This is a genomic window from Halomonas sp. DP3Y7-2 (assembly GCF_019800795.1).
Lineage (GTDB): Bacteria > Pseudomonadota > Gammaproteobacteria > Pseudomonadales > Halomonadaceae > Halomonas > Halomonas litopenaei_A.
The window spans coordinates 481,644-502,416 of sequence record NZ_JAHVKJ010000001.1; the positions used below are offsets into that span (position 1 = coordinate 481,644).

Sequence of the window (20,773 nt, forward strand, 5' to 3'; positions counted from 1 at the left end):
GGCGCCGGGGGTGTCGGGCATACTTGACGTCATCAACCGCTAGCGGACGACGCCCGAATGACCAATCGCCCCCTTCGCGTCGGCGTGGTGATGGACCCCATCGACCAGCTGACCTACAAGAAAGACACCAGCCTCGCCATGCTATGGTCCGCTCAGGATCGTGGCTGGAGCCTGTCCTACATGGAGCAGGAAGACCTGTTTCTGCGGGAAGGACGGGCGTATGCCCGGCAGCGCTCACTCCAGGTACACCGTGATCCGACCCACTGGTACGACCTGGGCGAGGCCGAGTCACTTCCCCTGGCCGAGCTTGACGTGATCCTGATGCGCAAGGATCCGCCGGTGGATAGCCACTTCCTCAACGCCGTGCACCTGCTGGCCTTCGCCGAGCGCGAAGGCGTGCTGGTGGTCAACCCCACTCGGCCGCTGTTCGAGTGCAACGAGAAGCTGTTCGCCCAGCAATTTCCGCAGTGCTGTACACCGACCCTGGTGTCCTGTCGCGACAGCGAGATCCGCGCCTTCCAGGCCGAGCACGGCGACGTCATCCTGAAGCCGCTGGACGGCATGGGTGGCAGCGGGATCTTCCACATCGGCCCCGAAGGTCGCAATCTTGGCGCGGTCATCGAGACCCTGACCGAACGTGGCCAACGCCAGATCATGGCCCAGCGCTTCCTGCCCGAGATCAAGGACGGTGATACCCGCATCCTGCTGGTGGACGGCGAACCCGTACCCTACGGTCTGGCCCGTATCCCTTCCGCTGGCGAGACCCGCGGCAATCTGGCCGCCGGTGGCCGAGGGGTCAGCCGCGAACTCACCGACCGCGACTACTGGCTGGTCGAGCAGGTCAAACCGGTGATCAAGGAAAAGGGGCTGATGTTCGTTGGGCTGGATGTGATCGGTGACTACATCACCGAGATCAACGTGACCAGCCCCACCTGCGTGCGCGAGATCGATGACCAGCGCGGCACGGACATCGCTGGACTGCTGATGGACGCCATCGAGCGTCGTGTGGCTGCGCATCACGCCGGGCGCTGACTCGGCTCACGGGGTGGCGCCGGACAACGCTTGCCTGGCCCACTGTCGCTGAGCGCGATAGTCACTGAGTGCGATGCCCCCGAATGGTACAATGGGGGCATTCTGCCGGGGCATATGGGCTGACAGCCCTTCCCCGGCCATGCATCTGGATGGCGCGCGAGACCGCCTGGGAGACACATGCAAAGCTTGAAGAATCATTTCCTGATGGCCATGCCCCATCTGGAAGACCCGAATTTCGCAGGAACGCTGAGTTATCTGTGCGATCACGATGACAACGGCACCATGGGCGTGATCGTCAACAAGCCTACCGACCTGACCCTCGAAGCGTTGTTTGAGCAGCTGGAAATCAGTGTCGAGGAAGGCGCTATTGCCGAGGCCCCCGTGTATTACGGTGGTCCGGTTCACAAGGATCGCGGCTTCATTCTGCATACCGGCTCCGCCGAACCTTGGGACTCCAGTATCCAGGTCACCGATGACATCGCCCTGACCACGTCCATGGACATGCTCCAGGCACTGGCCCAGGGCCAAGGCCCCGAGAAGTTTCTGGTATGCCTCGGCTGCGCTGGCTGGGAGTCCGGTCAGCTCGAGAACGAGCTGATGGAGAATGCCTGGCTCACCGTGGAAGGTAGCGCCCATGTGCTGTTCGAGACGCCGCCGGAACAGCGCTTGACGGCCAGTGCCGGCATCCTTGGTGTCGACCTCAACCTGATGACCCGTGAAGCCGGGCACGGCTGATGGCCGGCTCCAAGCGCGCCCCGGGCGAGCGCCTGGTCCTGGCCTTTGACTTTGGCACCCGCCGTATTGGTGTCTCGGTAGGCAACGAGCTCTTGCGCAGTGCTCGGGAGCTGTCTCCGCTGCCGGCGCGGGACGGCATTCCCGACTGGGATCATATCAGCGCGCTGGTGGAGGAGTGGCAGCCCGACCGCTTTGTGGTGGGGCTGCCGCTCAACATGGACGGCAGCGAGAGCGAGATGAGCACCCGCGCGCGCAAATTCGGCAAGCGGCTGTTTGGCCGCTACGGTGTCGAGTGCGAGATGTTCGACGAGCGCGGCACCACCCGGGAGGCCAAGGCCATCGCCCGTGAGCAGGGACATGGGGGGAATTTCCGCAAGGAGAGCGTCGATGGCATCGCCGCCGTCCTCATCCTGGAGGGTTACTTCGCCCAAGAGGAAGGCCTGCCCAGCCGCTGAGGGGCCTCCTCTCTCTCGATGCCCCGTATTTCCCGTTCACTTAGCGGCTTTTCCTTGTGCCAACTCTCGCATCAGCAGGGTGCGCTTTCTGTCTACGCCCCAACGGTAGCCGGACAGGGCTCCATCGCTGCGCACGACCCGGTGGCAGGGAATCGCCAGTGCGAGGGAGTTGGAGGCGCAGGCCCTTGCCACGGCTCGCACCGCCTTGGGCGAGCCGATCCGCTCTGCCAACTCGGCGTAACTGATGGTGCTGCCAAGGGGAATCTCGGTCAGCGCCTGCCAGACCCGCTGCTGAAAGGCGGTCCCGCGAATATCCAGCGGCAGTGACAGTCCGACACCAGGCTCTTCGACGAATGCCACCACCTTGGCCACCCAGGCGTCGAAGCGCTTGTCGCCGGGGGTCAGATTGGCGTTCGCGAACTGCTCCTGAAACGCCTGCAAGAGCTGTTCCGCATCGTCCCCCAAGGAAATGGCACAGATGCCCTTGTCGCTGGTCGCCACCAGTATCGTGCCCAGTGAGCATTCTCCCAGGGCGAACTGAATCTCCATGCCCTTGCCGCCCTCACGGTAGCGCTTGGGGGCCATGCCCAGGATACGTTCGGCACTGGCATAGAAGCGTCCGCTGGAATTGAAGCCCGCCGCATAGATCGCGTCGGTGATCGTGTCTTGCCGAGTCAGCGCTTGGCGAACCCGTTCGCTGCGGCAAGCGGCCGCGTAGGCCTTGGGCGTCAGCCCGGTGACGGCAGTGAAGACACGATGGAAGTGGAAACGACTTAGCCCCGCCACCTGGGCCAGTTCATCAAGCGATGGCAGCGTGTCAGCGTGCTGTATCAGCCGACAGGCCCTGGCGACACTCTGGGCGTGCCGCTGGGGCAAGGAGGCGGCCTGGGGATGGCAGCGCTGACAGGGCCGGTACCCGGCCTGCTCGGCGTCGGCCGCATCGGCATAAAACTCGGCGTTCTCTCGGCGCGGACGGCGCGATGGGCAAGTAGGGCGGCAATAGATTCCGGTGGTGCGCACGGCGTAGATGAAAGCATCCACCGCGGCGACGTCGCGGGCCAGTACCGCGGCCCATCTGGCCTCATCGGAAGCGAAGCGTTGCGGACTATCTTCGGGTATCTCGTTCATGGCGGGCTCCTGCAGAGGCTGCGGCAATCTTCATGGGGACAAGATGCGCCCCGACGGCGCCTGACACACTCCGCCTCTTGCTTTCAAAACACCTGCACACTGGTGGCGTGACATGCCCGTTACCTCGTGTGCCGCCCCGCCCATCTGCCACTCTACCACGCCGATAGCCACCGCCAGGCAGGGAAGGCCTCTGAGGTGGCGTCGAGTCGCGTGACCACTATCTCGTTTCTGTCTATTCCCCACCTCGACGCTATCTCGACGTTATCTCGACTTTCGCAGCAATAAACGAAGTTCCCTCGCCGCTTCACCGACATAGGCTGCCAGGGTGTCCCGACCGGAGTCGCGTAATGAAGATGATCGATCGCACCATGGGGCCCATGGAGTGGGCGCTATTGCTGGGCTTGTCGATATTGTGGGGTGGCTCATTCTTTTTCGTGGGAGTGGCCGTCGCGGAACTTGGGCCGCTCACCATCGTGGCCCTGCGAGTGGGCCTGGCCGCTGTGGCGCTGAACGCCCTGATACTACTGCGTGGCCAGCGCATGCCCCTGGACCCAGGCCTGTGGGCTGCCTTCTTTGGCATGGGGTTGCTCAACAACATGCTGCCGTTCAGCCTGATTACCTGGGGGCAGGGGGTTATTGCCAGTGGCTTGGCGTCGATTCTCAATGCCACCACGCCATTTTTTACCCTCGTCGTGGCGCACTTTCTTACCCGTGACGAGCCCCTGAGCGCAGGTCGGCTGTTGGGTGTGGCGATCGGTTTTGCCGGTGTGGTGTATATGCTGGGCAGCGAGGTTCACGCGGGTACCGAGAGCCACGCATGGGCAGCGCTTGCGGTGCTGGCTGGCGCCCTGTCCTATGCCTTTGCCGGGGTCTTCGGGCGCCGTTTTCGCACCCTGGGCTGTCCGCCCCTGATCGCCGCCTGTGGCCAGGTCACGGCCTCGGCATTGGTGCTGATGCCCTTGGCCTTGGGGGTAGAGCGTTTCTGGCAATCACCCTGGCCGGGGCTGGCAACGTGGACGGCGGTGGTCAGCCTGGCACTCTTCTCGACCGCCCTGGCATATCTGATCTACTTTCGCCTGCTGGAGCGTGCGGGGGCAACGAACCTGCTGCTGGTCACCTTGCTGATCCCGGCCAGCGCCATTCTGCTGGGAATGTGCGTGCTGGACGAGCGCCTGGAGTGGCGCCATCTGGCAGGCCTGGGGCTGATCGGCCTTGGGCTGTTGGCCATCGACGGACGGCCATGGAGATGGTGTCGAAGCGTTGCCTGGACGCGTGGGAAGGCCCGGCGAGAAGGCGCGAGGCACTGACGCCCACGGCGGGAGTTCAGAGTGTGAAGGGGTCCTCTTCCTAGACATCCCGACCAACAGCCGAGGCCAAGACCGCTGGCTGTTGGTCGGTTTTGTGGTCAGAGCGTCACTGGTTGGCCTTAGCTTTCCAGACTGAGCTCTGGAGTCGCCTGACGGAATCCACGGGTCAGCCAGGCGAGCCACGCGAGACCACATACGAGCCAGATGCCTCCTAGCGTCAGGGCAGCGCTATCAAGGCTTGCCATCAGCCACAGGATCGCCAGCAGCCCGATGAGTGGTGCGATGAGATAGGTCAGGGTGTCACGCAGACCGCGGCGTCGTTGCTTGAGGTAGTAGTGGGCGATGACTGCGACGTTGACGAGGGCAAAGGCCAGAAAAGCGCCAAAATTGATGAAAGATGCGGCGGAAAGCACATCCATGGTGAGCGCCAGGAGTGCCACGGCGCCGCTGAGTATGAGTCCGCCTGTCGGTGTGCCGAAGCGTCCCAGGCGACCTAGCAAGCGGGTCGAGAGCACACCGTCACGGCCCATGGCGTACAACAGTCGAGAACCGCTGGCTTGAGCAGCGATGCCTGAGGCGAACTGACCCACGACCAGGCCGATCAGAAAGATGGAGACGAAGATATCGCCGCCGATGTTGCGCGCTATCTCGTAGGCGGCGGCATCCGGGTTGGCGAAAGCGTATCCCGGGGCGGCAAGCTGCACGACGTAGGACACCAGGATGAAGATCAGACCGCCCAGCAGAGTAATCAGCAGAATGGCTCGGGGCAGGGTGCGCTCAGGCTGGTGGGTCTCCTCCGTCAGGGTTGTGACGGCATCAAAACCCAGAAACGAGTAACAGGCCACTGCGGCGCCCGCCATCAGCAGGGGAAGTTGAGGATTGTCGGTGCTACCGAAGAATGGCGCCAGACTCCACAAGGGCTGACTGGGGTCGCCCATGACATAGTGCACGGCCAAGGCGACAAAGGCAGCGATGACGAGCACCTGCACCAGCATCAACACGCTGTTGACCAAGCTGGCCAGTGTCAGTCCCAGAATGTTGATGAGTGTGGTGACGGTTATAAAGGCGATAAGCCAGACCGCTACAGGCAGCGCAGGGAATGCGGAATGGAGGTACGCCGCGCCGATAAGCCAGATCACCATGGGCAGAAACAAATAGTCCAGGAGAATAGCCCAACCGGCCATGAATCCCAGTCGGTCGTTGATCGCATGGCGTACGTAGGCATAGGCGGATCCGGCGACGGGGTAGGCGCTAGCCATACGTCCATAGCTATGTGCGGTAAATAGCATGGCGACGAGTGCTGCGCTGTAGGCACCCGAGACCGCGCCTTCAGAGACGACGGCCAGGACACCAAAGGTGCCAAGGACGATGATCGGCGTCATATAGGCAAGGCCAAAAAGAACCACTTGCCACAGGCCAAGCTGGGGTTTGGAAGAGGACATTGAGAAACTCGCTTTATGGTTGTTGATGGTGGCCGCCGCGGCGGCTGTCGTTGTTAGAAGTCGAGCGTCGGGGCTGTTCAGGGGAGACGGAAACCGGGGCCTTGCGGATCATCGTCGCGCTCGAGCGTCAGCTCGGCGCGCCGGTCCCTGAGGTAGTCATAGTCGCGTCGAGCATGAGCGCGCTGATTAAGGTCGAGAGAGACGCGGTGCACGCCAGGTTCTCGGCCGGCCTCGAACAAGGTCTCTCCAAATGGGGAGTACACTGCACTGCGCCCCGCGAAGATCAAGCCAGCACCTTCGCCGCAGCGATTGGCCATGGCGAGAAAGCATTGGTTGTCCTGTGCACGAGCCTGGGCGGCTCGCGCATGCACTGGTCCATAGGGGTCCATGTTGCCGTTGGTGACGATCATCAGGTCCGCATCGAGCACACCCAGTGCCCTGGCGGTTTCGGGAAACTCGATGTCGTAGCAGATCATCAGTCCCACGGTCAGGCCGCGCCAGCGAGTGACGCCAATGCGATCCCCCAGGCCTACCAGCTCTCGCTCGTCCGGCCACAGATGGGTCTTGCGGTAGGTGAGCGCGATACCTTCTTCAGGGGTAATCAAGATCGTCGTGTTGTAGACCCCGTCCACGGCGCGCTCGAGTAGGCCAATCGCTAGTGCACAGTCCTGTTGACGGCTTGCCTCAACCAGGCGCGCGACTTCAGGACCGTCAAGCGACAAGGCACGATCCTCGACATGACCAGGCTCGGCAAAGCCGCTGAGATGAGTCTCGGGAAAGATCATCAGCGATACTTGATCACCATGACGCATCAAGGTGGACAAGGCAGCCTCCAGATTGGCCTTGATGTCCCCTTCAATGCCGGGAAGTTGTGCCAGGGCTAACTGCATGGAAGACTCCACTGCGTTGTTGTTGGTTGGCATTCGGTAAAACATCAGTATCCTTTTTTCACCGGGCCTGCCTATTCCATGGCAGGGTTACCCCCCTTGGGTGAGGCCCTGCAGATGAACCAAGTGAGTGAAGAAGGAACCGCGGGCGTGCTGGACACGCTGGGCTGGCACCGCGACGTTGCACGGCTACTTGCGCGGCTGGAAAGCGATGACTTCTGGGACAGCATCACCAGAACTCTGGCCCGGCACGTCGTCTTCAATACATGGGTGGCTGTCGTCTTCCATTCTGATAAGCCGCCGACCATTCTGGCGGAGAGTGATGAGGACGATGGTGCCGATGAGAGCTTGTTCGAGGACTATCAGCGAGGGCTGTACCTGCTGGATCCGTTCTACATCGCGGCATGTGACTCGGCACACAGTGGACTGGTGACGCTGGATGACGTGGCGCCAGTGCGTTTCACCTCTACTGAGTACTATCAGCGTTACTTTCGGCGCAACATCGTCAGTGATGAGGTTCAAATCAACCGCCCCCTGGGAGCTGGCCGGACGTTATGTCTGTCCTTGGGAGCCACCCGGCGCTTTCGGCATGGGGAAATCGGTCTGCTTCATCTGATTGAGCCTTGGCTCGGCGAACTGATGCGCCTGCGCATGTACTTCGAGCAGTCGGGGGCGACGGCCGGGCCTCATCCGTGGCATCCACAGCGCGATGGCGTGGATGCAACGGCGACCCGCTTCGGGCTAACCGAGCGTGAACGTGAGGTCAGTCAGTTGATGTTGGGAGGCAGCTCGACCAAGGAGATCGCTCGCCGACTGGCGATTTCGGTGGAAACGGTCCGAGTCCACAAGAAGCACCTTTATGCCAAGCTTGGTATCAACACTCAGGCCGAGCTGTTCTCGCGTTTCTGGCAGGAGCGTCGCTGACGCCCATGGCGGGAGTTCAGGAAACACTGCATAGATGCCTGCGCCGACGATGCGCTGCGCGCTGCTCGAACTCGTCACCTATACCGCATAGGCTCGGGGTGCTGCGCGGCGGGCGCCTAGTGCTTCCTTCAGGCGCCCGCCGGATGAGTGCGACCCGGGACGATCGGCCTAGAACGCTGCGTCATCGACCCCGACGGTGGCTGGCACGAACCAGGGAACATCACGCATGTCGCGCTCGATCAGATGCTCGACCTTCAATAGCGTCGCGAAGATCGCCATGCGCACCGGGATGCCGTTGTCGGTCTGACGGAAGATCGCCAGGCGCGGGTCTCCGTTGAGGTCCACGTCCAGGTCGTTGGCTTCTGGCCGGCTGTCACGGGGCAGTGGGTGCATGATGATGGTCGAGGGGTTGCAGCGGCTGTCCATGAAGGCGCGATGGACGGTGAAATCCCGCGACAGGTTGAAGCCTTCGCTCATCTCGGCGGTGAAGCGCTCCTTCTGGATGCGAGTGGTGTAGACCACATCGACGTCGGAGAAATCGCCCGCCAGGCTGTCGCGCACTTCCACGTCCAACCCCTGACGGCTGACGCGCTCGATCAGATGTTGCGGCATCTCCAGCCCGGGCGGCGCCACCAGCGTGATACGCATCGGCGCGTATAGTGCCAGCAGCTTGATCAGCGAATGCACGGTACGGCCGAACTTCAGGTCGCCGGTCATCAGCACATGAGCGCCCTTCAGCGCCTTGCCCTGACGGTTGAACTCCTTGTCGATGGTGTAGAAGTCCAGCAGCGCCTGGCTCGGGTGCTCGCCGGGACCGTCGCCTGCGTTGATCACCGGTACATGGGTGGCGCTGGCGAATTCGGCCACGGACCCCTGATCCGGGTGACGCATCACGATCGCGTCGCAATAGCCCGCCATCACCCGGCTGGTGTCGTAGAGCGATTCCCCCTTGGCCATGGACGAGAAGGTAAAGCCGGTGGTGTCACAGACGCTACCGCCAAGCCGCGAGAAGGCGGTGTGGAAGCTGACGCGGGTGCGGGTGCTGGCCTCGAAGAACAGGTTGCCGAGTACCGCGCCTTCCAGAACCCTGGTGACCTTGCGCCGCTGGGCAATGGGTTCCATGGTGGCCGCCACCCGCATCAGGTGGTCGATATCGTCGCGGGACAGGGAATCGATGGAGAGCAGGTGGGACATCACAGCGGCCTCGGCAGTGGGAACGGGCGCTAGTGTAACGCCGGAGCACAGTCAGTTCAGCCTCGATAAGCCCCTCAGCTGTCTGGGGTCAGCTCGGAACCCCTGATAGCACCCGTTGCCGTGGCCTGGCGCTGACTTTGCCGTAGAGAAAAGTGGAGCGCCATGTGCTGGCGAGAAAGCGGCCCAGGCCAGTATGCTGGAAGGCGCTACCTGGCCCGGGTGAATGTTGCCTGTTGCTGGTCCAACCTGCTTCCCGTGGAGTCGCCGATGCTACCGTCCTTGACCCGCTATTATCTGCTCGATGTGTTTACCGACCGGCCCTTCGCCGGAAACCCCCTGGCGGTATTTCTCGATGCCGATGGTCTTGAGGCGGAGCGCATGCAAGCGATCGCCAATGAACTCAACCTGGCCGAGACGGTGTTCGTTGGGCGGGCCCAGGCCGGCGCTCACTTTCCGCTGCGCATCTTTACCCCCGACAGGGAGCTGCCCTTTGCCGGGCATCCCTGCATTGGCACGGCGCACCTGCTGGCGGCCCAGGGACTGGTGGATAACGCCCGCAGCGAACTGGTGCTGGACCTTGCCGCAGGGCCCCTGAAGGTGACCTATGAAGGCGATCTGGCGCGCTTTCGCACTGCCCGTGCCCCGGAGGTTGGCACCAGTACCCTGGGACAAGCCAACGCGGCCGAGCTTGCCGGCCTCGCCCCGGATGACATCGCGGGTGATCCGGTCCAGGCGTCCTGCGGGCTGCCGTTCCACCTGGTTCCGTTGGCCAGTGTCGATGCCCTGTCGGGCATTCAGCTGGCCTCGAGTGTCTGGCATTCTCACGTTTCGCCCAGCGGCGTGGAGCAGGTCTATTTTTACGTGAGTGCCGACAACGCCAGACAGGCGAAGGGCGCCGGCACGCTTCACGCGCGAATGTTCTCCCGTCACGGGGGCAGCTTTGTCGAGGACCCGGCAACGGGCAGCGCTGCGGCCGCACTGGCAGGGTTTCTAGGAACAGAAATGAAGGGCAAGAGCGCCGACTGGCGAATCCATCAGGGCGATGCGATGGGGCGGTCTAGCCTGATCCATGCGCGCGCCCAGCGCGATGACAAGGACAAGGTGAGCATCGAGATTGCCGGCCAGGCCGTGTTGATCGGAGAGGGGGGACTCTATCCTCAGTCAGGTGGCTAGGGCTGGTACGAAAAGTGCCTGCGCTTGGTGATACGGCGTTAAAAATCGTCTGGTACGCCAGCCCGGTCAAAATGCTCATTTACACCTCGTAAACTGCGCTTTCTCACCGATTTTTGCCTTGTCTAACCTTTGCTCGTCGACTTTTCGGACAAAGCCTAGCGCCCGCTGAAGACATGCACAGTGAGGCATGGGGAGCCAACCCGCCACGATGGCGGACGCGGCGCTTTTCCTGATGGCCCTTGAGCGACATAGGCCGCCGTGGGAGTCTGATGAACACCAGCCGGATGCTGCTGGTGTCAGAGAATGATCCCTGTCCACGCTTCTCAGGAGGAGTCGCCATGTCCCGTCATCTTGCCCTTGCCTTCGCCGCCGGATTTCTTGCCGTCATCTGCTTCCACCAACCCGTGGTGGGATTGCTCAACGCCTACGGAGTGATCCCCTTTTCACCTTATTCCATGACGCCGGTCGCCCCTCTCGACGTCCCTGCCTGGTTTTCTGCAAGTTTTTGGGGCGGTGTCTGGGGCCTGGTCATGATGCTGGTGTTTGCGGCAGCACGTATTGAGCGCGGAGGCTGGTGGAAGGCGGGCCTGTTCGGCGGTATCGCGCTGACGCTGGTGGCGATGCTGGTGGTCTTTCCGCTCAAGGGGCGCGGTATCGATCTTGCCGTGTTCCCCATTGGCTTTCTGGTCAATGGCGCCTGGGGCATCGGCACCTGGACCTTCGTGCGCGCCTGGCGCCAGTAGCAGCGCCGCAATGCCAGCGGCCCCGTCGGGTCAGTTCATCTCGACGGGGCCGCTTGACGATGGAAGAGAATGCAAAAGAGAGGATTCAAGGGGAGGCGTGTGCACCAAGCATTCTTCTCGGGAACGATTGTAGAAATCGACGATGTTTCCACTGTCCCAACACTATCGCGATATCAGATGGGTGTTTGATATATGCGCCTTTAGTCGATGAAGAGCAGACCAAGGTTGTAGAGACCGGCTAGCAAATAGTCTTTTCATTTGTTATATAAGAGTTTGAAAATTATCTGTTTATGGTCTTATCGTTCCATCCTGGAACGTGTTGGCTGAAAATTGCGAACTGTTGTTCCTTTCCCGGGCTTTCTAGAGTCGGTTTACCACTTGCCACTACGACTCATCGGAGTTGCCCATGGTTTCCTCTGCGTTTCACTCCGCTACCATCTGTGAGGTGGGTCTTCGTGATGGTCTGCAGAGCCTGGCGATGACCCTACCTACCGAGCGAAAGCTCCGCTGGATTGAAGCCGCCTACCGGGCTGGTCTGCGGGAGATCGAAGTGGGCTCCTTTGTGCCCCCACGCTTGATGCCACAACTGGCTGACACGGCTGAACTGGTGTCACTTTCCCGTCAGTGGGAGGCGCTCTTTGTTTCGGTGCTGGTGCCCAACCTAAAGGGCGCCGAGCTCGCTATCGACAGTGCCGCAGATCTCATGTTGCTGCCATTGTCGGCAAGCCACGCCCACAGCATAGCCAACGTCAAAAAGACGCCTGATGAGATGGTGGAGGAGGTGGCCCGGATACGCGATGCCCGGGACAGTGCGGCGAGCGCCACCTTGATCGAAGTCGGAATCGGTACAGCCTTTGGCTGCACGCTCCAGGGCGAGGTTCCGCGGGAGGAAGTGCTGCGGCTGCTAGAGGCAGCGCTTCAGGCCGGTGCGGACCGCGTCAGCCTGGCCGATACGGTTGGCTATGCCGACCCGCAAAGTGTGCGGGAGCTGTTCACCGCCGCCCGCCAGGTAGCGGGCGATGCCTTGTGGCGTGCCCACTTCCACGATACGCGAGGTCTCGCCCTGGCCAATACCCTGGCCGCGCTCGATGTCGGCATCACCCGCTTTGATGCTTCCCTGGCCGGCATCGGAGGCTGCCCTCATGCGCCTGGCGCCAGCGGCAATACCACCACCGAAGACCTGGTCTTTATGCTCGAAGCCATGGGACTGGCTACCGGTGTCGACATCGACAGGCTGCTTGAACTGCGCGCCGATCTCGTCGGCTGGCTGGACGGTGAAGCCACCCACGGCACCTTGTGGCGAGCTGGGCTGCCTCGCACCTTCTGCAGGGGGCGGGTCGCTTCCTGACGGAAGCCGCCACGCCGAGAGTCCTGTGTCTCTACCCCACCATATCCCGTGGACCCTGCCGTGCATCCCTGGGCCTCTGACATGACCGCGCTAGCAATGCGTTAGATAGCCATGACCTTAATTGAAAGGACCGTGCCATGACCGCTTCTGCCGACACCCCACTGCCACTATCAGGCATCCGGGTCATTGAATTCAGCCATATGGTAATGGGCCCGACCTGCGGCATGATTCTTGCCGACCTGGGGGCCGAGGTGATCAAGATTGAGCCTCCATCAGGGGACAAGACGCGCAAGATGAGTGGAGTGGGTGTGGGCTTCTTCCGTACCTACAATCGCAACAAGAAGAGCGTTGTGCTGGATATCAAGTCGGAAGCGGGTCAACAGGCGTTGCATGCCTTGCTCGCAGAAGCTGACGTGATGATCGAGAACTTCCGCCCCGGATTGATGGAGAGTCTTGGCTTTGGCTATGCAGAGCTGTCATCACGCTACCCCGCGTTGATCTATGTCTCCCACAAGGGCTTTCTGCCTGGCCCATATGACAAGCGACTGGCGCTCGACGAGGTGGTGCAGATGATGGGTGGCCTGGCTTACATGACCGGTCCACAGGGGCGACCGCTGCGGGCAGGTGCCTCGGTCAATGACATCATGGGAGGCATGTTCGGGGCGATCGGAGTACTGGCGGCCTTGATGGAACGGGGCAAGACCTTGCGCGGCCAGGAGATCCAGAGCGCGCTGTTCGAGAACTGTGTGTTCCTCAGCGCCTCGCATATGCAGCAGGCGGCCATGTCGCAGCAGGTTCCGCCACCGATGCCCTCCCGCGTATCGCCATGGACCGTGTATGACGTGTTTACCCTGGCCGAAGGCGAACAGTTATTCATCGGTGCCGTCAGTGACAAGCAGTGGGCCCAGCTGTGCGAGGTGCTAGGGCGAAAGGACCTGCGCGACGATCCGTCGCTCGCCACCAATGAGCAACGTCTGCCGCTCCGACGAGCGCTGCTCGATACACTTGGAGAGACCCTGGCGGGCCTGGAGATCGACGATGTCAGCCGTCGACTGGATGAGGCGGGCTTGCCTTATGCACCGATCACCCGCCCCGATGAGTTGCTTAATGATCCTCACCTCAAGGCCAGCGGTGGCCTGACACCGCTGTTGAGTGAGAAAGGAGAGCCCACCCAGACGGTACTGCTGCCGCTGCTGATGGGGGGGAGACGGCCACAGGTTCGCATGCCACTGGCCAGCATTGGTGAGCACACCGACGAGATACTGGGGCGCGCGGGTATCACCCCCACAAACTGAACAGGTCCGCCGGGCCCTCGAGCCTGGACAAGGCCGTGCGAATGAATCGAGCACAGCAAGTGACGGTCATCCTGATGGATGACACGCAACGTGTGACGAGAGCAACGCACAACAACGTACAACGATAACAAAGAGAGTCCAGCCATGACCCCATCCCATCGAAGCGTCTCTATCCTAGCCGCCGCCATCGCTCTGTTTGGCCTGTCGAGTAGCGCCTGGGCCGCGGATTACAGCCTGCGTCTGGCTCATCAGCTGCCGGCATCTCACCATGTCGCCCAGGCGCTGGAGACCTTTGCCGACGAGGTCGAGGCCGACAGCGACGGACGTATCGATGTCGAGATCTTTGGCGCTGCCCAGCTCTATGGCCCGACCCAGTTCCATGCTGCGGTCGCACGCGGGCAGATCGAAGCGGCATCGATGCTTAACTTGCTTTGGGGTGGGACGATACCTGCCATGCAGGTTTTCAACATACCCTACCTGATCACTCGTCCTGAAGACCTGGCAGCCTTCGCTGACTCGGAGGCGGCCAGCTGGCTTGATCAGCGCATGGCGGAAAAAGGGGTCACCAATTTGGCCTGGCTGGTGGATGCCAACAACCTGGTCTACACCTCCGCCGATGCGCCGTTAGCGAGCCCGGATGCCTTCCAGGGCATCAAGATTCGTGGGCTCAGCAAGGTCTTTGATGCGGGCCTGATCGCCATGGGCGCCTCACCCTCCACCATGCCCGGCTCCGAGGTCTACCAGGGGCTGCAAACCGGCGTGATCGATGCCGCCATGAGCAGTGCCAGTGCTGTCTATGCGCGCCGTTACTTCGAGGTGCAGTCGTTTGGTGTGGGATCCAACCTGATCACCGTCTTCCAGAATGTCATCGTCAATCCGCGCTGGTGGAACGATCTACCCGACGACCTCAAGGAGGTGGTGGGCGCCGCGCTGGAGCGCGCCGAACAGCAGCTGCTGCCTACTGAACCCGGAATCCCTGACGATCAGGTCGCCAAGCTCGAGGACAACGGCATGCAGATCACGCTGCTTGATGAAGCGCAGCAACAGGCCATGGCGGAGATCATGCGACCGGCGGTGGAAGCGGCTTTTCTGGAGAGTGCTCCCCGCGGACAAGAATTGCTGGATCTGATTGAACAGCGCTGAGCCGATCTTCGTTGAATTCCATGCCCACCGGAAAGGAGGGTGACATGTCTATCGAGACGTCTTCCCGCCCAGCAGGATCCGTCAACCTGGCAGCACGCCTATGTCGCTGGATATCTCCCTTGGTGACGGCCATCACTACCCTGTTCATGGCGCTATCCGCCGTGGGCGTGCTCGCCGCCATGCTGTTGATTGGCTATTCGGTGATCGCTCGCTATCTATTGGGCAGCCCATCGCTATGGGTCGATGATGTGGTGACCTTTGTTCTGGTCGGTATCGTCATGTGCGCCACCGCATCGGCGCTGCGCGAGGGACGCCACCTTGGCGTCGACTTGATGACGGAGCGACTGGGGCAAGGGCATCGTCGCTGGGTTCAGGCCTGGTCGATGATCGCAGTGCTGGTGGTTGCGGTGTTTCTGGTGGTGGATGGCTGGCAGACGGCGATGTTCTCGCGAATGCTCGGCATAACGACCATCGGCTATGTTCAGATCCCCCTGTATCTGTTGCAGCTGATGATTCCTTTTGGTGGTGCGATGCTGGCCATGGTGGCGCTGGAGTCCCTGCTGCGACTCGCTGGTGGGGGGCATGCCTTTGTCAAAGCCGATTCGTGCGAGTCTCACGTACGAGGGGACCGCGCATGATGACCATCGCTGCTATTTTGCTGGGCCTGGTGATACTGCTGTTTACCGGTCTGCCGATCTTCGCCGGGCTGTCGATCTTTGGGGGAGGCCTGCTGCTGGCGTCAGGAGCAGGCATTGAAGGTATTTCCGAGATCATCTTTCACAAGATCAGTCTTTATGTGCTGCTGGCCATCCCGCTGTTTGCTTATATGGCACATATCATGATTCGCGCGCGGATCATCGATGATCTCTACGCTACCGCCTACACCTTGACCCGGCATCTTCCGGGTGGCGTCGGCGTCGCCACCATTCTGGCCTGCATGATCTTCTCGGCGATTTCCGGCTCCAGTGTGGCGACGGCCTTGACCATCGGAGCGGTGGCGATCCCGCAGATGATTCGCTATGGCTATGATCCTCGAGTGGCCTATGGTCTGGTGGCCGCTGGTGGGACCCTGGGCATCCTGATACCGCCCTCGGGTCCCATGATCATCTATGGGGTGGCGACCGACACCTCCATCGGCGGACTGTTCATGGCGGGCCTGGTGCCAGGCCTGATGCTGGCGCTGATCTTCATGCTGTCGACGGCCTTTCAGCAGCGTCATTGCCGACGAGAGCCAAGGGCCGGCCTGGGCGAAGTACTACGAGCCTTGCGAGCGTCGTGCTGGGCGCTTGCGCTGCCAGCACTGGTGCTTGGGGGAATGTACGTCGGTGTGTTCACGGCCACCGAGGCGGCAGCTGTAGGAGCCTTGTTGGCCCTTGCCGTAGGAGGCCTCATCTATCGAACTATCGGTCCACGCCAGATCTGGGCCTCCGCCATCGACGCTAGTCGTACCTCGGCGATGCTGTTCATGATCCTGGCCGGTGCGGCGGTGTTCAGTCATGCCTTGACCAAGCTGCTGATTCCCCAGCAGATAGTGAGCCTGGTGTCGACCATGGAACTGGGCACCTTTGGTTTCTTGCTGATGATGATGGCGCTGATCTTTGTGCTCGGGATGTTCCTCGAATCCATCGCTATCATCTTGATCACCTCGCCGGTCGTGCTGCCGGTGCTCGCGTTGCTCGAGATTAGTCCCATCTGGTACGGCGTGATGCTGGTGATCAACCTGGAGCTGGCGATGATTACACCGCCGGTTGGGATGAACCTGTTCACCATCAAGGCGGTGACTGAGGCCCCCATCGGTCAGATCATTCGTGGCTCACTGCCCTTTGTGTTGCTGATGTTGCTGGGCCTTGCTCTGGTGATGGTGTTTCCGGGGCTTGCGCTTTGGCTACCCGGCACCATGCTGGAACTTGGCCCATAGCCGTCGAGAAACGCTCAACGACCGGATGAATCCGTTGGCGTGTCGGTCAAATAGTCAAACAGGTGGCGCGCCGGAGCGCTGAGAGCGTCGATGTCTCTGACGAAGGCGACGAAGCGCCGGGTGGCCCAGTCATCGGTCAGCGGAATGGCTCGTATATCCATCGCCTTGGCATAGAGAACCGCCGCATCCATAGGGACCACGGCGACCGCCAGGCCCGAATCCACGATTCGGAAGGTAGCGTCAAAGGTAGTGACGTGGACGCGAAAGCGAATCGGCTGGCCCAACAGTGACGCTTCTCGCTGCAGGGTCAGGCTGACCAGGCTACCAGGCAGAATCTCTACATGGTCGTAGGGAAGGGTTTCTTCGAAGCGCAGACACTGTCGGTTGGCCAGTGGATGTTCCGGTTTGACCACCAGGCCAAGCTGGTCGGTGTGGTAGTGCCGATGATGCAGGTGATGGGTACGCGCGTTTTCCCAGCACAAGCCGATATCGGCACGACCTTCCTCGATGCCCCGGGTGATCAGTGCACTGATCTTTTCTTCCAGATTGACCTGGACGCGGGGGTGTTCCTTCATGAACTGGCTGATCTGGCCGGGCAGAAATTGGCATACCGCCGACAGACTGGCAAGAATGCGCAGGTTGCCTTGCAGGCCATGACTGAACTCGCTCAGCTCAGCCTGGAGGCGTTCCAGTGAGGACAATGTCTCGCGTGCCGCACGCAGCATGACCTCTCCCGCCGGTGTCACCATGATCCCGCGCTTGCGCCGAATCAGCAGGCGTACCCCTGCCTGCTGCTCAAGTGCCGTCATGCGTTTGCTGATGGCCGAGGGCACGATGGCCATCTGCTCCGCGGCGGCCGCAATGCTGCCGTGATCGCACACGGCGACGAATAGTGCCAGGGAGTGAGGGTCGAAGTGTCGCATTGGCTATCCTCCAGTGGCCCGGTCGCAGGATCAGGCCGTTGCCCCTGCACGTTCTGGTTGACCCCTATCGCTGACAATACAGCGGTAGCAGACCAGCGCCAGCATCCCGGAAAGCCCGATGGCGATCGCCATGCTATGGGAGGTGCCGTCGTGTAACTGGCCGACCAGCGCGCCTGCGGCGGCGGCGATACTCATCTGGATAAACCCGAACAGCGCCGAGGCCGAGCCCGCACAATGGGGGTTGGGCGCCAGGGCGCCTCCCATGGTCTGCGGCATGATGATGCCGAAGCCGACCATGTAGACCATGTTGGGGACGATGACAGCCCAGGGCGTATGCACCCCGGCCACTGACAGCAAGGCCATGGTGATACCGCCCAGGGCAGCGATCAGCGTCGCTACCGTCAGCAGCTGGTGTCGGCTACGCCGACGGCTGAGCTTGGCGCTTGCCATCGAGCCGATAAAGAAGCCCAGCACGATAGCGGCGAACAGATAGCCGTAGACGTCGGGACTGACACCCATGTAGTCGATCAGCACGAAGGATGAGCCTGATAGAAAGGCGAACAGGCCGGAGAAAGCCGCGGCGTTGGCCAGGGTATAGCCGATAAAGTCTCGCTGTCCGAGCAATGAGCGGAAGGTGGTAGCCAGTGCCGAGGGCTTGATCGACTGGCGGCGATCCTTGGGCAGTGGCTCCGGCATCATCGCGATCAGCCCAAGCATGGCCAGGGCGTAGAACGCCAGTGCCAGGAAGATCGCGTCCCAGCCGAACCACACCAGCAGGCCCGCGCCCACCACCGGTGCCAGCGCCGGGGCCAGGGCCATGACGCTGGCCATGTAGGAAAGGATACGGCTGGCCTCGAAGGGGCCGTGGATGTCGCGTACTGCGGCCCGGCCCAGCACCGGTCCGGCAGAGCCGCCCAGGGCCTGGAAGAAGCGCGCCACCAGCAGTGTCTCAATGTTGGGGGCGAACGCGCAGGCCAGGCTTGCCAGCAGGAAGATACCCATGCCGGCGGCGAGAATCGGCTTGCGGCCGAAACGGTCCGACAGTGGGCCGCACAGCAGTTGCGCCATGGCAAAGCCAATCAGGTACAGCGATAGGGTCAACTGGATCTGGTCGGCGCCGGTACCGAGGGCCTCACGCATGGCGGGCATGGCGGGAAGATACATGTCGGTGGCCAGCGGCCCCAGAGCGGTCAGCGCGGCCAGCAGGCCTACCGTGGCGCGGGATGTCGGGTTCAGCACGTGCAGCTCCAGATCGGCGATGGCAAGTGTCAGGGAACGCGAAGGGAGCGCCGCGCGACGCTCCCTTCACGATGATATGGCGGGCTGCTCGGCCATACCGGCAGCGCCTGGTGGGGCCTCGGGTGGCTGACCAGGGTAGCTGGCTAAGGTAGCTGGCTAAGATAGCGGAGCAGCGTAGCCGAGTAGTGTAGCCGATCTCAGCGCGCGTCGGGCTGAACCTCGGGTGCCGCTTTGGCGAACGCTGGTAGACAGCGAGCCTGCTCGCAGATCGCTTGTATCGTGGGATAGGCGGACAGGTCACAGTCAAAGCGCTCGGCATTGAACACCTGAGGTACCAGGCAGACATCGGCCAGGGTCGGCTGATCGCCAACACAGAACCTGCCCCTGTGAGGTTCGAGCATGGCCTCGACGGCTGTCAGCCCCGTGGCGACCCAGTGGCGGTACCAGGCCAGCCGGGAGTCTTGGGACAGGCCTAGCGCGCCGGTCAGATGCGTCAGCACCCGCAGGTTGTTGAGCGGATGGATATCGCAGGCGATGACCTGGGCCAAGGCGCGGATGCGCGCCCGCTGTACGGCATCACCGGGCAGCAGCGGCGGATCGGGATAGCATTCGTCCAGATATTCGCACAGCGCCAGGGACTGGGTCAGCGGCTGCCCATCATCGGTGATCAGGGTCGGCACCAGCCCCTGGGGGTTGCGCGCCAGATTGACGCTGTCCCGCTGTTCGCCCTTGCTCAGGTCGATCGGATGATGGTCGAGGGAGATGCCCTTGAGGTTGGCGACGATTCGCACCCTATAGGCCGCCGAAGAGCGGAAATAGCCGTAGAGCTGCATGTGGAGTATCCGCTGGTGGGATCAGGGTGTGTACTTCACCACTTGCTGGTCGATGGCACCGAAGATGCTGTGACCGCTGTCGTCGAACATCTCGATGCGCACGCGATCGCCGAAGCGCATGAAGGGTGTCGTACTGTCACCGTGGAGAATCTTCTCTACCATGCGTACCTCGGCCAGGCAGCTATAGCCTACGCCACCGTCGGCCACCGGTTTGCCGGGGCCGCCATCCGGGTCCGGGTTGGACACGGTGCCGGAGCCGATCACCGCACCGGCACCCAGGTGGCGGGTGCGCGCGGCGTGGGCTATCAGTTGGGGGAAGGTGAAGATCATGTCGGGGCCCGCCTCGGGCGTGCCGAACATCTCGCCGTTGAGGTGAACCGTCAGCGGCAGGTGCACGCGGCCATCGCGCCAGGCCTCGCCCAGCTCGTCCGGGGTGACGCAGACCGGCGAGAAGCTGGAGGCCGGCTTGGCCTGAAAGAAGCCGAAGCCCTTGGCCAGCTCGCCAGGAATCAAGCCACGCAGACTGACGTCGTTGACCAGCATGATCAGCTTGATATGTCCGGCTGCCTGCTCGGGGCTGGTCGCCATGGGCACGTCGTCGGTGATGACGGCAAGCTCACCCTCGAAGTCGATGCCATGGTCCTCGCTGATCGCCTCGATATCGTCAAAGGGACCGATAAAGCGGTCGCCGCCGCCCTGGTACATCAGCGGGTCGCTCCAGAAGGTCTCTGGCATCTCGGCGTTGCGCGCCTGGCGTACCAGCTGTACATGATTGAGATAGGCCGAGCCATCGGCCCAGTGGTAGGTGCGTGGCAGCGGCGAGTGCAGTGAGTGATGGTCGAGCTCGAAGGCCTGATCCAGCTCGCCGTCATTGAGCCGCCGGTAGATGTCCTCGAGCTGGGGCGCGTTGGTGTCCCAATCTTCCATCAACTGTTGCAGGGTGGTGGCGATCTGGGGAACGCGCACGGCGCGAGTCAGGTCACGGGAGACGACCACCAGTTCGCCGTCGCGTCCGCTCTTGAGGCTAGCCAGTTTCATCGCAGGATTCCTTGTT

The 20,773-nt window shown here is 62.1% G+C and carries 20 protein-coding genes; 12 read left to right on the forward strand and 8 right to left on the reverse strand.

Annotated features, from left to right (window positions below; all coding sequences use genetic code 11):
- The first annotated feature begins 57 nt into the window (after nt 1–57).
- The 3 genes from gshB to ruvX all read left to right on the forward strand — a co-directional run bounded on the left by gshB (nt 58) and on the right by ruvX (nt 2,222).
- Nucleotides 58–1,032, forward strand: a complete 975-nt coding sequence (gene gshB, locus KUV45_RS02080; RefSeq protein WP_222162235.1) for a glutathione synthase — start codon at nt 58–60, stop codon at nt 1,030–1,032.
- A 177-nt stretch (nt 1,033–1,209) separates the two neighbouring features.
- On the forward strand, nt 1,210–1,767 hold the full coding sequence (locus tag KUV45_RS02085; RefSeq protein ID WP_206942153.1) for a YqgE/AlgH family protein: 558 nt from the start codon (nt 1,210–1,212) through the stop codon (nt 1,765–1,767).
- Entirely contained in the window at nt 1,767–2,222 is a 456-nt protein-coding gene (ruvX, locus tag KUV45_RS02090; RefSeq protein WP_222162234.1) for a Holliday junction resolvase RuvX, read from the forward strand. Before KUV45_RS02085 ends, ruvX begins: the two co-directional genes overlap by 1 nt.
- A 36-nt stretch (nt 2,223–2,258) precedes the next feature.
- Here ruvX and ada read toward each other — a convergent pair whose 3' ends face one another.
- Nucleotides 2,259–3,350: a bifunctional DNA-binding transcriptional regulator/O6-methylguanine-DNA methyltransferase Ada gene (gene ada / locus KUV45_RS02095; protein WP_222162233.1), complete on the reverse strand. Its 1,092-nt coding sequence runs from the start codon at nt 3,348–3,350 to the stop codon at nt 2,259–2,261.
- A gap of 347 nt (nt 3,351–3,697) precedes the next feature.
- Here ada and KUV45_RS02100 point away from each other — a divergent pair, with 347 nt between their 5' ends.
- Nucleotides 3,698–4,657, forward strand: coding sequence for a DMT family transporter (locus KUV45_RS02100; protein ID WP_222162232.1), 960 nt, complete (start codon nt 3,698–3,700; stop codon nt 4,655–4,657).
- Nucleotides 4,658–4,776: 119 nt separating this feature from the next.
- Here the strand turns inward: KUV45_RS02100 and KUV45_RS02105 are convergent, their stop codons facing one another.
- Nucleotides 4,777–6,099, reverse strand: coding sequence for an APC family permease (locus KUV45_RS02105; protein WP_222162231.1), 1,323 nt, complete (start codon nt 6,097–6,099; stop codon nt 4,777–4,779).
- 77 nt (nt 6,100–6,176) lie between these two features.
- Nucleotides 6,177–6,989 (reverse strand): carbon-nitrogen hydrolase family protein, encoded by an 813-nt coding sequence (locus KUV45_RS02110; protein ID WP_222162230.1) that lies wholly within the window; start codon nt 6,987–6,989, stop codon nt 6,177–6,179.
- Nucleotides 6,990–7,103: 114 nt separating this feature from the next.
- On the opposite strand from KUV45_RS02110, the gene KUV45_RS02115 reads away from it, so the two are divergent.
- On the forward strand, nt 7,104–7,910 hold the full coding sequence (locus KUV45_RS02115) for a helix-turn-helix transcriptional regulator (protein WP_222162229.1): 807 nt from the start codon (nt 7,104–7,106) through the stop codon (nt 7,908–7,910).
- Between the two features lie 168 nt (nt 7,911–8,078).
- On the opposite strand, the gene pyrB is transcribed toward KUV45_RS02115, so the two are convergent.
- Nucleotides 8,079–9,107 (reverse strand): aspartate carbamoyltransferase, encoded by a 1,029-nt coding sequence (pyrB, locus tag KUV45_RS02120; protein ID WP_206942159.1) that lies wholly within the window; start codon nt 9,105–9,107, stop codon nt 8,079–8,081.
- 264 nt (nt 9,108–9,371) lie between these two features.
- Here pyrB and KUV45_RS02125 point away from each other — a divergent pair, with 264 nt between their 5' ends.
- From KUV45_RS02125 to KUV45_RS02155, 7 genes are all read left to right on the forward strand, one after another.
- The gene (locus KUV45_RS02125; protein WP_222162228.1) at nt 9,372–10,277 is read left to right on the forward strand and encodes a PhzF family phenazine biosynthesis protein; all 906 of its coding nucleotides are present in this window, start codon (nt 9,372–9,374) and stop codon (nt 10,275–10,277) included.
- 338 nt (nt 10,278–10,615) lie between these two features.
- A complete protein-coding gene (locus KUV45_RS02130; RefSeq protein WP_206942163.1) occupies nt 10,616–11,020 on the forward strand; it encodes a hypothetical protein in 405 nt (134 codons plus the stop codon).
- Between the two features lie 406 nt (nt 11,021–11,426).
- Nucleotides 11,427–12,368 carry a hydroxymethylglutaryl-CoA lyase gene (locus KUV45_RS02135; RefSeq protein ID WP_222162227.1) on the forward strand — a complete coding sequence of 314 codons (942 nt, stop codon included), beginning with the start codon at nt 11,427–11,429 and terminating at the stop codon, nt 12,366–12,368.
- A 137-nt stretch (nt 12,369–12,505) separates the two neighbouring features.
- Complete coding sequence (locus KUV45_RS02140; RefSeq protein ID WP_222162226.1) at nt 12,506–13,663, forward strand: CaiB/BaiF CoA-transferase family protein; 1,158 nt, start codon at nt 12,506–12,508, stop codon at nt 13,661–13,663.
- 144 nt (nt 13,664–13,807) lie between these two features.
- The gene (gene dctP, locus KUV45_RS02145; protein WP_222162225.1) at nt 13,808–14,806 is read left to right on the forward strand and encodes a TRAP transporter substrate-binding protein DctP; all 999 of its coding nucleotides are present in this window, start codon (nt 13,808–13,810) and stop codon (nt 14,804–14,806) included.
- A 44-nt stretch (nt 14,807–14,850) separates the two neighbouring features.
- Nucleotides 14,851–15,444, forward strand: coding sequence for a TRAP transporter small permease (locus KUV45_RS02150; protein ID WP_222162224.1), 594 nt, complete (start codon nt 14,851–14,853; stop codon nt 15,442–15,444).
- Nucleotides 15,441–16,724, forward strand: a complete 1,284-nt coding sequence (locus KUV45_RS02155; RefSeq protein ID WP_222162223.1) for a TRAP transporter large permease — start codon at nt 15,441–15,443, stop codon at nt 16,722–16,724. Before KUV45_RS02150 ends, KUV45_RS02155 begins: the two co-directional genes overlap by 4 nt.
- A 14-nt stretch (nt 16,725–16,738) precedes the next feature.
- On the opposite strand, the gene KUV45_RS02160 is transcribed toward KUV45_RS02155, so the two are convergent.
- The 4 genes from KUV45_RS02160 to KUV45_RS02175 all read right to left on the reverse strand — a co-directional run bounded on the left by KUV45_RS02160 (nt 16,739) and on the right by KUV45_RS02175 (nt 20,757).
- Complete coding sequence (locus KUV45_RS02160) at nt 16,739–17,647, reverse strand: LysR substrate-binding domain-containing protein (protein WP_222162222.1); 909 nt, start codon at nt 17,645–17,647, stop codon at nt 16,739–16,741.
- Nucleotides 17,648–17,677: 30 nt separating this feature from the next.
- Nucleotides 17,678–18,886, reverse strand: a complete 1,209-nt coding sequence (locus KUV45_RS02165; RefSeq protein WP_222162221.1) for a multidrug effflux MFS transporter — start codon at nt 18,884–18,886, stop codon at nt 17,678–17,680.
- A gap of 197 nt (nt 18,887–19,083) precedes the next feature.
- The gene (gene maiA / locus KUV45_RS02170) at nt 19,084–19,719 is read right to left on the reverse strand and encodes a maleylacetoacetate isomerase (protein ID WP_222162220.1); all 636 of its coding nucleotides are present in this window, start codon (nt 19,717–19,719) and stop codon (nt 19,084–19,086) included.
- 21 nt (nt 19,720–19,740) lie between these two features.
- Complete coding sequence (locus KUV45_RS02175; protein ID WP_222162219.1) at nt 19,741–20,757, reverse strand: fumarylacetoacetate hydrolase family protein; 1,017 nt, start codon at nt 20,755–20,757, stop codon at nt 19,741–19,743.
- Between the last annotated feature and the right edge of the window lie 16 nt (nt 20,758–20,773).